Consider the following 11,757-nt stretch of genomic DNA (forward strand, 5'->3'; position numbering starts at 1 on the left):
ACGACCGGTTCGCCACGAGGTTTTCAGGATGTAACCGCGCTACAGAATCAGGCTGCCAAACAGGAAGCCAAACGCCACCGAGAAGGCAATCGCCAACACGCCGGGAATAATAAAGGAGTGATTAAACACAAACTTGCCGATACGCGTTGAACCGGTGTCATCCATTTCCACCGCGGCCAGCAGCGTAGGATAGGTTGGCAGCACAAACAGCGCGGAAACCGCCGCAAAGGACGCGACGGCGGCCAGCGGCGAGACGCCCAGCATCAACGCGGCAGGCATCAACGCTTTGGTGGTGGCGGCTTGCGAATAAAGCAGCGTGGCGGCGAAGAACAGCACCAGCGCCAGCATCCACGGATAACCTTGCAGCATGTCACCGGCTAACGCCTGGATATCGTTGAGGTGCGCTTTGACAAAGGTATCGCCCAGCCACGCCACGCCCATCACGCAGATACAGGCGCTCATGCCCGATTTAAAGGTGCTGGCGCTGAGGATTTCACCGGTATCGACTTTACAGGTCAGGCAGATTAGCGTGGCAACGGTCAGCATAAACACCACGATGGCTTCGTTGCGCGGCAGCACGGGATTGCTGATCAGGCCAACGCTGTCGCTAATTGCGGTGGCGTAGAGCACCACGGCGGCGATGCCGATCAGGAACAGCAATACGGCACGCTTCGCGCCCGGTTTGATGTCATAAACCTGCTCACCGCGCAGTTTCACTTCACCTTTCGCTAAACGCGCCTGATATTTCTCATCATCCCTGAGCTCCTTGCCGAGAAAACTGGTGATGATGGCGGCGCAGAAGATCGCTGCCATGGTAGAGGGAATCGCCACACCCAGCAGCGCCAGATAACTCACGCCATGCGGTTCCAGGATTGAAGCAAAGAATACCACCGCCGCCGAGAGCGGCGAGGCGGTAATGGCAATCTGCGAGGCGACGACCGCAATCGACAACGGACGCGACGGGCGCACGCCTTGCTCTTTCGCCACTTCGGCAATCACCGGCAAGGTGGAGAACGCGGTGTGACCGGTGCCGGCCAGCAGCGTCATGACATAGGTGACCAGCGGCGCAAGGAAGGTGACATAGCGTGGATGGCGGCGCAGCAGGCGTTCTGCTAATCCCACCAGATAATCGAGACCGCCGGCGATCTGCATCGCGGCAATTGCGGCAATCACCGCCATGATAATTTCGATTACATCAAAGGGAATCGCGCCGGGTTTTAAGCCGCACATCAGCGTCAACGCCAGCACACCTAAACCGCCCGCGAATCCAATACCGATGCCGCCCAGACGCGCACCGAGCCAGATCGCCAGCAGGACAATAACCAACTCCACTACTACCATTCGTTCCACTCCCTGAGCCGCGGAGAAATCCCGACTCTTAAAGTTGTAGCCGCCAAAATGAAAAAAGCACGCCGCATTGTATATGGGCGTGCTGTTGGCAACTTGATCCGGAACGGATTACTGTTCGTTTTCGTCGGTATAACGTTTGGCTTTGTACGCCGGATGCATCAGGTTCTGAATGGAGAAAATGTCATCCAGTTCGGTTTCCGTTAGCAGGCCACGCTCCAGCACCACTTCACGCACGCTTTTACCGGTTTCGGCGCAAATCTTACCGACGATATCGCCGTTATGATGGCCGATGTACGGGTTGAGGTAAGTGACGATACCAATCGAGTTGAACACGTAAGCTTCACATACCGCTTTGTTGGCGGTGATGCCGTTGACGCATTTTTCCAGCAGGTTGAAGCAGGCGTTAGTCAGGATGCTGATCGATTCAAACAGCGCCTGGCCAATCACTGGCTCCATCACGTTGAGCTGCAGCTGACCCGCTTCTGACGCCATGGTGACGGTGATGTCATTGCCGATCACTTTGAAGCACACCTGATTCACCACTTCTGGCACCACCGGATTGACTTTGGCGGGCATGATTGATGAACCGGCCTGCAGTTCAGGCAGGTTGATCTCATTCAGGCCGGCGCGCGGACCGGAGGAGAGCAGGCGCAGGTCGTTACAGATTTTCGACAGTTTCACGGCCAGGCGTTTCAGCGCCGAGTGCACCATCACGTACGCGCCGCAGTCGGAGGTGGCTTCAATCAAATCTTCTGCAGGCACCACCGGCAGATTACTCACTTCCGCCAAACGCTGTACCGCCAGCTGCTGATAGCCATCCGGCGTATTGAGACGTGTGCCGATGGCGGTGGCGCCGAGGTTCACTTCCAGCAGCAGTTCAGCGGTGCGCAGAATGCTGCGAGTCTCTTCATTCAGCAGCACGTTAAACGCGTGGAACTCCTGGCCAAGCGTCATCGGCACCGCATCCTGCAGCTGAGTACGGCCCATTTTCAGAATGCTTTCGAATTCAACCGCTTTGCGCTGGAAACCTTCGCTCAGTTGATTAATGCCGTCGAGCAGTTTCAGGATCGAAGCGTACACCGCGATACGAAAACCGGTTGGATAAGCATCGTTGGTGGACTGACACTTGTTCACGTGATCGTTGGGATTGAGGTACTGATATTCACCTTTCTGGTGACCCATCAGCTCCAGGCCGATGTTGGCCAGCACTTCATTGGTGTTCATGTTGACCGAGGTGCCCGCGCCGCCCTGATAGACGTCAACCGGGAACTGATCCATGCATTTACCGTTATTCAGCACTTCATCACAGGCCTGAATAATGGTGTTGGCGATATTGCGGGGAATGGTCTGCAACTCTTTGTTGGCGAGCGCGGCTGCTTTCTTCACCATCACCATACCGCGGACAAACTCCGGTATGTCGCTGATTTTATTGTTACTAATGTAGAAGTTTTCAATCGCACGCAGAGTATGAACACCGTAGTAAGCGTCTGCCGGAACTTCGCGCATGCCTAACAGGTCTTCTTCGATACGAATGTTGTTCGCCATGATTACCTTCTTGTTATTGCTGCCTGGTTACTGCCGGGCGTCGGGATGGACGGGCGGCAAACAACGTGCAGGTGAAGCGATTATATTGTCGTGGAATGTCAGCGCCGACATATTATCCATCTTCGCACTGACGGGCACGATCATATTCTGATGTTACAGAATTGTTTGTGCACAGATCACTTTACGGGCTTTTGCAGGCCCAGCGGTAATAACGATATGTGATGTACTTCGCAATTTTAAGTCAGTGGGAAAAAAATGGCAGGATCGGTTGAAAATGCCGGTGCAAATGCCCATCTCTATCAATACTGTCACATAGACCCTCCCTTTCTGCTGCCTGGCCATTTGCGGGGCAGCTCCAACTCACAGGAGAACTCGGTGCGCTGGTTACCGTTCGTGATTTTTTTTGTTTTGGCCTGGATTGAGATCTCTATCTTTATTCAGGTTGCGCATGCGCTGGGCGTGCTGCTCACCATGCTATTGGTGATCTTCACCTCGTGTATTGGTGTGTCGCTGGTGAAAAATCAGGGCATGAAGAACTTCCGTTTGATGCAGGAGAAGCTGGCGCGTAACGAAAGCCCGGCGGCTGAGATGACCAAAAGCGTTTCGCTGATTATCTCCGGCTTCCTGCTGCTGTTGCCCGGTTTCTTCACCGACTTCCTCGGTTTACTGCTGCTGTTGCCGCCGGTGCAGAAGCATCTGACGTTGAAGCTGATGCCGCACTTGCGCGTATGGCGCGGTCCGGGCGCCGGTCCGGATGCGGGTTTCACCGTGGACGGTGAATATGAGCGCAAAGATCAGGACCAAATAGGTCATGACAAAGACCATTAGATAATCAAGGCGGCGCAAGCCGCCTTTTTGTTGCTTTTTTCGCCGTCTGTTGCAGAAACGAAAATATTTATATTTTTTGCCCTTGAAAGCCCACTTATTGCCCCTATCTCTTCCAGCACGAGGCTGGAAGCCCTGCTGTCCGGCTCAACCCCAAAAATGAATGATTGGACTTTCTAAAGGAGAGCTATCAAATGAAAATTCGTCCATTGCACGATCGCGTTATCGTCAAGCGTAAAGAAGTCGAAGCTAAATCAGCGGGCGGCATCGTGCTGACCGGTTCAGCTGCCGGTAAATCTACTCGCGGTGAAATCCTGGCTGTTGGCAAAGGCCGCATCCTGGAAAACGGTGAAGTTAAGCCACTGGACGTAAAAGTGGGTGATCTGGTGATTTTCAGCGAAGGCTACGGTGCCAAAACCGAGAAAATCGACAACGAAGAAGTTCTGATCATCTCCGAAAGCGACATCCTGGCAGTTGTTGAAGCGTAATTTACGCGCAATTCACTGAACGAAACGAATTTAAGGGATATTTGAAATGGCAGCTAAAGACGTAAAATTCGGTAATGACGCACGCGTAAAAATGCTGCGCGGCGTAAACGTACTGGCAGATGCAGTAAAAGTTACCCTGGGCCCGAAAGGCCGTAACGTGGTTCTGGATAAATCTTTTGGTGCACCGACCATCACCAAAGATGGTGTTTCTGTTGCGCGTGAAATCGAGCTGGAAGACAAGTTCGAAAACATGGGCGCACAGATGGTGAAAGAAGTGGCCTCTAAAGCGAACGACGCAGCAGGCGACGGCACCACCACCGCAACTGTATTGGCTCAGGCCATCATCACCGAAGGCCTGAAAGCCGTCGCTGCGGGCATGAACCCGATGGATCTGAAACGCGGTATCGATAAAGCCGTTATCGCCGCCGTTGAAGAACTGAAAACCCTGTCTGTGCCTTGCCAGGATTCACGCGCAATTGCACAGGTTGGTACCATCTCTGCTAACTCTGATGAAACCGTGGGCAAACTGATTGCCGACGCGATGGACAAAGTGGGCAAAGAAGGCGTTATCACCGTTGAAGAAGGCACCGGCCTGCAAGATGAGCTGGACGTGGTTGAAGGTATGCAGTTTGACCGTGGCTACCTGTCTCCGTACTTCATCAACAAGCCAGAAACAGGCGCAGTTGAGCTGGAAACCCCGTTCATCCTGCTGGCTGACAAGAAAATCTCTAACATCCGCGAAATGCTGCCAGTGCTGGAAGCCGTTGCGAAAGCCGGTAAGCCACTGCTGATCATTGCAGAAGACGTGGAAGGTGAAGCTCTGGCAACGCTGGTGGTGAACACCATGCGCGGTATCGTGAAAGTGGCTGCGGTTAAAGCACCTGGCTTCGGCGACCGTCGTAAAGCGATGCTGCAGGATATCGCTATCCTGACCGGCGGTACCGTGATCTCTGAAGAGATCGGTATGGAGCTGGAGAAAGCTACCCTGGAAGATCTGGGTCAGGCAAAACGCGTTGTGATCAACAAAGACACCACCACCATCATCGATGGCGTGGGCGATCAAGGCGCTATCTCTGGCCGCGTAACGCAGATTCGTCAGCAGATCGAAGAAGCAACCTCTGATTACGACAAAGAGAAACTGCAGGAGCGCGTAGCGAAACTGGCAGGCGGCGTAGCCGTGCTGAAAGTGGGCGCAGCAACTGAAGTTGAAATGAAAGAGAAGAAAGCGCGCGTTGAAGATGCCCTGCACGCGACCCGTGCTGCGGTTGAAGAAGGCGTGGTTGCCGGTGGTGGTGTGGCGCTGGTTCGCGTTGCAGCGAAAATCGCCGCATCTGGCCTGAAAGGCGATAACGAAGATCAGAACGTGGGTATCAAAGTTGCGCTGCGCGCAATGGAAGCCCCGCTGCGTCAGATCGTTTCCAACGCCGGCGAAGAGCCTTCAGTTGTTGCTAACAACGTGAAAGCAGGCGACGGTAACTACGGTTATAACGCGCAGACTGAAGAGTACGGCAACATGATCGACTTCGGTATCCTGGATCCAACCAAAGTGACTCGTTCTGCGCTGCAGTACGCTTCATCGGTTGCGGGCCTGATGATCACCACCGAAGCGATGGTGACTGACCTGCCAAAAAGCGACGCACCTGATTTAGGCGGCGCTGGCGGTATGGGTGGCATGGGCGGAATGGGCGGCATGATGTAATTGCCCCTGACTGCTTAAGTCATCTGGAAAACCCCCGATCGGAAACGGTCGGGGTTTTTCTTTTGCTGGGGAACAAGGTATAAGTAAGGGCGCAATACTTCGGCTTTACGGGTTTAGGGCAATGAATGTTCAGAAAAAAAGTGCGCTTTTCTGCTACGCTGCCGCCCGACACTGATGATAATAAATGGGGATTACAATGCGGATTAACCTCTTGCTCGGTCTGGCAGTCGGAACTTTACTGCTGGCGGGCTGTAGCAGCTCCAATCAATTGAGTGCTGGCGGCGAACGTGTGACCTTCGTCGACCAACAACCCGCAAGTCAATGTCAGCTGCTGGGAACGCTTACCGGCTCTCAGAGCAACTGGCTGAGCGGTTCAGGCGGTGAAGGCAGTTCACTGCGTGGCGCGGCTAACGACCTACGCAACCGCGCGGCAGAAATGGGCGGCAACGTGATTTATGGCGCCACCAGCCCGACGCAGAATCTGCTGTCAGCTTTCGCACCGCTCGACAGCAAAATGACCGGCCAGGTGTATAAGTGCCCGTGAATTTTTCCGGCGTAAATGCATGAAAAGTTGAATGCAAAATGGCCGAATTGCTTCGGCCATTTTGTTATTTCCTCAATGCGGACATCTCATTCTGTACTCGCGCTAGCTCTTGTTGTGCTTCAGCGAGTTCTTCTTGTTTATCTTCTAGCTTATGCTGATATTTGCGAATTTTTTTCGCATCTGCGTCTACACGAGCGCGCCTTAAATCAAACTCGATTTCACCAATGGATTTCTGCTTATCCGCCACTTTATCTTTGAGTTTATCGAGTTGGCGCTGTGTATCGTAAATGACGTTACTGCGGGTGCAATGCGCATTCAGTTCAGCGAGCGCGCTGCGCAGGCCGTTAATCCGTGAATAATTATTATTGGCTTCAGCGTAACGTAATTCTTCGCTAATTGCCGCGTGACGCGTGGCGCAATCCTGAGCGGCCTTGGCTTTCATAGTAAAAACCAAACTCAGCGATAACAGTGCCAGTAGCGTTAATGCCACTTTTTTCATAACAGCTCCTGTATAACCTCAGCACACCATGTGCCAGATAATTTCAGGAGCTTTTATAGAGGAACGATGGGCAGGAATCATTCAGTTGGGTCTTGGTTATACCTGACGCAGCTGCAAATCCAGCGGCGTCTTGCTTGGCTCGCCGCCAATCTCGCGCGCCAGTTTCGGCACCATATAACCGGAAACCATCGGCAGCAGCTGGCGCATCAGCCCACGTGCTTCCTCATCTGACACAAAGAAGTGCGCCGCGCCTTGCACCTTATCCAGCACGTGCAGGTAGTAGGGCAGAATGCCAGCATCAAACAGCGCATTACTGAGATCCGCTAGCGTCTGCGCATCATCATTCACATCACGCAGCAACACGCTCTGATTGAGCAGCGTCACGCCGGCACGCTTCAGCATCTGCATGCCGTAACGCAGCTCATCATCAATTTCCTGCGCATGGTTGATATGGCTCACCATCAATACCTGCAGGCGCGTGTCCGCCAGAATCTGACACAAGCTTTCGGTGATACGCGACGGGATCACCACCGGCAAGCGGCTGTGAATACGCAGGCGTTTGAGATGCGGGATTTTCTCCAGCGCGCCCACCAGCCATGCCAGTTCATGATCTTTCGCCATCAGCGGATCGCCGCCGGAGAAGATGATCTCGTCCAGTTCCGGATGCGTGGCGATGTAGTCAATCGCTGCCTGCCAGTTGCGCTTGTTGCCCTGATTATCCTGATAGGGGAAATGACGGCGGAAACAGTAGCGGCAGTTGACCGCACAGCCGCCTTTTACCAGCAGCAGCGCTCGGTTTCTATACTTATGCAGTAAACCCGGCACAACGCTGCTTTGTTCATCCAGCGGATCGGTGCTATAACCTGGCGCATCGATAAATTCCTGACGGCTGGTGAGCACTTGCAGCAGCAGCGGGTCGGTCGCATCGCCTTTTTTCATGCGTGCGATGAAGGCGCGCGGTACGCGCAGGGCAAAAAGCTTGCGCGCATCGGCGCCTGCAGCCAGATCAGCATGCTGATCAAGAGATAAAAGTTGCAGTAATTCAGCAGGTTCGGTGACAACATCAGCTAGTTGCTGCAACCAATCTTCTCTGACGGGGGGATTTAGGGTTACAATGTGTGCCATTTTTTTGGCTATTTACCAGTTCAATATTTACAGAGGGCCTTTATGGCGACTTATCTTAGCAACGATTTCCGTCCCGGTCTTAAAATCATGTTCGAAGGCGAGCCATATGCCATCGAAGCCAGTGAGTTCGTTAAGCCGGGTAAAGGCCAGGCATTTGCGCGCGTTAAAATGCGTCGTCTGCTGACCGGTTCTCGCGTTGAGAAGACCTTCAAATCTACTGACTCTGCCGAAGGCGCAGACGTTCGTGATATGACGCTGCAATACTCTTACAACGACGGCGACTTCTACTACTTCATGCACCCAGAATCTTTCGAGCAGTATCAGATCGAATCTAAAGTGCTGGATGACGTGACCAAGTGGCTGCAGGACAATGCGGATTGTATCGTTACCCTGTGGAACGATAAAGCGATCGCTGTTCAGCCACCGAACTTCATCGAAGCGGAAGTTATCGAAACCGATCCAGGCCTGAAGGGTGATACCGCAGGTACCGGCGGTAAGCCCGCTACGCTGTCAACTGGCGCGGTAATCAAAGTGCCACTGTTCGTACAGATTGGCGAAGTAGTAAAAGTAGATACCCGCTCTGGCGAATACGTTTCTCGCGTAAAATAATCGTCAAATCAGGCGCATCATTGATGCGCCTTTTTTCTCACTGTGTGTTTCCCTTCTCTTTTTTCATCCGTCCAATCCGCAGTTTTACAGATCAAGACTATGCTTTAAGAGCTGTACTTTTACTGCAACCAAAAAGGATATGGCTATGTTAAAGAAAAGTATTGTCGCGATTTTTTCCGTGCTGGTGCTCTCATCCGTTCTGACCGCTTGTAACACCACGCGTGGTGTTGGCGAAGACGTTTCGGCGGGCGGCAAGGCAATCCAGCGCAGCGCACAGTAAGATAGTCCGGTGCGAAAGCGACTTTCGCACCGGTCCTCTCTATTTCTGCTCCACCCAAATCAGCTCATCCACCGGGAATCCGGCACTTCTGGCCTGTTCAACCAGGCGTTGCTTAACATTTTCATCCAGCTGCGGCGTACGTGACAGAATCCACAAGTAGCTACGATTCGGCCCGCACACCAGCGCATAGCGATAGTCAGGATCCAATGCGATCACGTTGTAGCCGCCATAGAACGGGCCAAAGAACGACACCTTCAGCGCGGCGCGCTGTTTATCGCCGGTGAAGTAGGCTTTGCCAACGCTCTCTTGCCAGCGCTGTTTCTGCTGATTGTAGCCGCGATTGATCACCTTCAAACCGCCGTCCTCGCGCGGACTATAATTAGCGGTAACCTGTTGTAATCCGCGCTCAAAGCGGTGATCGAGGCGGGCGATTTCATACCATTGGCCGAGATAGCGCTGACTGTCGAAACCTTCTACTACCGTAACACCTTTAGGTGGCGCGGTTGAGCAGGCAACGGAGAGAAAAGCGCTCAGGCTGGCAAGCAGGGTTTTCCATGGGGACATTGTGGGATTCCTTTACGATTTTAATGGGTTAAGTATAGCTTCCCGCTAGCAAATTGCTGCCTGCGCCCGCTGCCGTTGTTTGCCATCGGCATTGCGGGTAGACTTCCACCCCTTATCTGTATGAGGAGTCATCAACATGAGCGAAACGGCAAGCTGGCAGCCGAGCGCACCCATTGCCAATTTGTTGAAACGCGCCGCTATCATGGCGGAAATACGTCGTTTCTTTGCCGATCGCGGCGTGCTGGAGGTCGATACCCCGGCGATGAGCCAGGCGACCATTACTGACATCCATCTGGTGCCGTTCCAGACGCGTTTTGTTGGGCCAGGCGCAGCCGAAGGGCGCGATCTGTGGCTGATGACCAGTCCGGAATATCACATGAAGCGCCTGCTGGCGGCCGGAAGTGGTCCGATTTACCAGATGGGTCGCAGCTTCCGTAATGAGGAGGCCGGGCGTCACCACAATCCCGAGTTCACCATGCTGGAGTGGTATCGTCCGCACTACGACATGTACCGCCTCATGAACGAGGTGGACGATTTGATGCAGCAGGTGCTGGAGTGCGACAGCGCGGAATCTCTGTCGTACCAGCAGGCGTTTATCCGCCATCTGGAAGTCGATCCGTTATCGGCTGATAAAGCGCAGCTACGCGAAGTGGCGGAGAAGCTGGGCGAGGGCGAGTTGGCCAATCGTGAAGAAGACCGCGATACGCTGCTGCAGCTGCTGTTTATGCTGGGCGTTGAGCCGAAGATTGGTAACGATAAGCCGTGCTTCGTCTACCATTTCCCGGCGACGCAGGCCGCGCTGGCGGAGATCAGTACAGAAGATCACCGCGTCGCCGAGCGCTTTGAGGTCTATTACAAAGGGATTGAGCTGGCGAACGGTTTCCGTGAATTAACCGATAGCCGCGAGCAGCGTCAGCGCTTTGAGCAGGACAATCGTCGTCGTGCTGCGCGTGGCCTGCCGCAACATCCTATCGATACCTATCTGCTGGATGCGCTGGCGCACGGTATGCCTGCCTGTTCTGGCGTGGCGTTGGGCGTGGATCGTTTGATCATGCTGGCGCTGAAAGCCAGCTCGCTAAGCGAAGTGATCGCCTTCCCGGTCGATCGCAGCTAAATCATCAGGGCGCGCAAGCGCCCTTATGGCGTGGTGGTGGCGGGCGCGGTCACTTCCGGGAATTCCTGAATCGTCACCGGCAAGGTCATTTTCTTTTCATTACGCAAGATCTGCACGTCAATCACCGAGCCCGGCCGAATTTCTGCCACCTGATCCATGGTTTCCTGCGCCGAGAGCGCCGGTTTACCATTCACTTCCAGCAGCACGTCATTGGCCTGAATGCCGGCGCTATCGGCGGGGCCGCCAGGCGTGACGTCGCTAACGATAATGCCCTGCACGCGATCAAGATTACTGCCCTGGCCGTGCAGCGGCGGCAGTTCGCGCCCGGTGATGCCGATGTAGCCGCGAATCACCCGACCATCACGAATCAGCTTATCCATGATTTTGCTCGCCAGCGCGGTGGGAATGGCGAAACCAATTCCTTCCGGCGTTTCGCCATCGCTGCTTTTATCAAACGTCAAGGTGTTAATGCCCATCAGTTCACCAAGCGAGTTAATCAATGCGCCGCCCGAGTTACCCTGATTGATCGAGGCATCGGTCTGCAGGAAGTTTTGTCGTCCGGATGAGCTCAGACCCACGCGTCCGGTGGCGCTGATAATGCCTTGCGTCACGGTTTGGCCGAGGTTGTATGGGTTGCCGATCGCCATGACGACGTCGCCGATGTGCGCGATACGTTTGGCGTTGATGGGGATAACCGGCAAGTTGGAGGCGCTGATTTTCAGCACCGCTAAATCGGTCATGGCATCGGAACCCACTAAGGTGGCTTCGAAGAAGCGTCCATCCTGCAGCGCGACGATGATTTGGTCGGCGTTATTAATCACGTGTTTGTTAGTGAGGATGTAGCCTTTGCCGTTCATGATGACGCCGGAACCCAGCGTCGTGATGCCGCGATTATTGTTGCCGTGGGCACTGCGGTTATAGACGTTAACGACCGCGGGCACGGCACGTCGCACACCCTGATTAAAACTAACGGGTGCTTCATCGTCGCTGTTGTCTTGATCAAAGGTGACGTTGCTGCCCATACGCAGCGCAGGGATCGCGACGAGCAGTAAGCCAGCCACGATCAGGCCCATCACCACAGAACGCAAAAGTTTAAGAAACATGGTGTTATTTCA

General features: G+C 54.0%; 13 protein-coding genes. 7 read left to right on the forward strand and 6 right to left on the reverse strand.

Translation table 11 applies throughout. The features are described 5' to 3' along the window. Positions 1-39 precede the first annotated feature (39 nt). Complete coding sequence (locus ACFQW4_RS14400) at positions 40-1,341, reverse strand: anaerobic C4-dicarboxylate transporter (protein WP_192235898.1); 1,302 nt, start codon at positions 1,339-1,341, stop codon at positions 40-42. Between the two features lie 117 nt (positions 1,342-1,458). Then, the gene (gene aspA / locus ACFQW4_RS14405; protein WP_101762300.1) at positions 1,459-2,895 is read right to left on the reverse strand and encodes an aspartate ammonia-lyase; all 1,437 of its coding nucleotides are present in this window, start codon (positions 2,893-2,895) and stop codon (positions 1,459-1,461) included. Between the two features lie 375 nt (positions 2,896-3,270). Here aspA and ACFQW4_RS14410 point away from each other — a divergent pair, with 375 nt between their 5' ends. The 4 genes from ACFQW4_RS14410 to ACFQW4_RS14425 all read left to right on the forward strand — a co-directional run bounded on the left by ACFQW4_RS14410 (position 3,271) and on the right by ACFQW4_RS14425 (position 6,451). After that, positions 3,271-3,723: an FxsA family protein gene (locus ACFQW4_RS14410; RefSeq protein WP_192236087.1), complete on the forward strand. Its 453-nt coding sequence runs from the start codon at positions 3,271-3,273 to the stop codon at positions 3,721-3,723. A gap of 191 nt (positions 3,724-3,914) precedes the next feature. Further along, positions 3,915-4,208, forward strand: coding sequence for a co-chaperone GroES (locus ACFQW4_RS14415; protein WP_101762298.1), 294 nt, complete (start codon positions 3,915-3,917; stop codon positions 4,206-4,208). A gap of 46 nt (positions 4,209-4,254) precedes the next feature. After that, a complete protein-coding gene (gene groL, locus ACFQW4_RS14420; RefSeq protein WP_101762297.1) occupies positions 4,255-5,907 on the forward strand; it encodes a chaperonin GroEL in 1,653 nt (550 codons plus the stop codon). Between the two features lie 196 nt (positions 5,908-6,103). After that, positions 6,104-6,451 (forward strand): DUF4156 domain-containing protein, encoded by a 348-nt coding sequence (locus ACFQW4_RS14425; protein WP_008104416.1) that lies wholly within the window; start codon positions 6,104-6,106, stop codon positions 6,449-6,451. A 64-nt stretch (positions 6,452-6,515) separates the two neighbouring features. Here ACFQW4_RS14425 and ACFQW4_RS14430 read toward each other — a convergent pair whose 3' ends face one another. Continuing rightward, positions 6,516-6,950 (reverse strand): DUF1090 domain-containing protein, encoded by a 435-nt coding sequence (locus ACFQW4_RS14430; RefSeq protein ID WP_101762296.1) that lies wholly within the window; start codon positions 6,948-6,950, stop codon positions 6,516-6,518. A gap of 96 nt (positions 6,951-7,046) precedes the next feature. Continuing rightward, positions 7,047-8,075, reverse strand: a complete 1,029-nt coding sequence (gene epmB, locus ACFQW4_RS14435; RefSeq protein WP_101762295.1) for an EF-P beta-lysylation protein EpmB — start codon at positions 8,073-8,075, stop codon at positions 7,047-7,049. Between the two features lie 42 nt (positions 8,076-8,117). Here epmB and efp point away from each other — a divergent pair, with 42 nt between their 5' ends. Beyond that, a complete protein-coding gene (gene efp / locus ACFQW4_RS14440) occupies positions 8,118-8,684 on the forward strand; it encodes an elongation factor P (protein WP_034826669.1) in 567 nt (188 codons plus the stop codon). Between the two features lie 145 nt (positions 8,685-8,829). Then, positions 8,830-8,964: an entericidin A/B family lipoprotein gene (locus ACFQW4_RS14445; RefSeq protein ID WP_007886592.1), complete on the forward strand. Its 135-nt coding sequence runs from the start codon at positions 8,830-8,832 to the stop codon at positions 8,962-8,964. Between the two features lie 39 nt (positions 8,965-9,003). On the opposite strand, the gene ACFQW4_RS14450 is transcribed toward ACFQW4_RS14445, so the two are convergent. Beyond that, complete coding sequence (locus tag ACFQW4_RS14450; protein WP_101762294.1) at positions 9,004-9,528, reverse strand: lipocalin family protein; 525 nt, start codon at positions 9,526-9,528, stop codon at positions 9,004-9,006. 136 nt (positions 9,529-9,664) lie between these two features. Between ACFQW4_RS14450 and epmA the strand changes: the two genes are divergently transcribed. Beyond that, positions 9,665-10,642, forward strand: a complete 978-nt coding sequence (gene epmA, locus ACFQW4_RS14455) for an elongation factor P--(R)-beta-lysine ligase (protein ID WP_101762293.1) — start codon at positions 9,665-9,667, stop codon at positions 10,640-10,642. A 23-nt stretch (positions 10,643-10,665) separates the two neighbouring features. On the opposite strand, the gene degS is transcribed toward epmA, so the two are convergent. Beyond that, positions 10,666-11,745 (reverse strand): outer membrane-stress sensor serine endopeptidase DegS, encoded by a 1,080-nt coding sequence (degS, locus tag ACFQW4_RS14460; protein ID WP_110868088.1) that lies wholly within the window; start codon positions 11,743-11,745, stop codon positions 10,666-10,668. Positions 11,746-11,757 lie beyond the last annotated feature (12 nt).

It is taken from the genome of Pantoea sp. GCM10028869, assembly GCF_042666835.1.
Classification (GTDB): Bacteria; Pseudomonadota; Gammaproteobacteria; order Enterobacterales; family Enterobacteriaceae; genus Pantoea; species Pantoea leporis.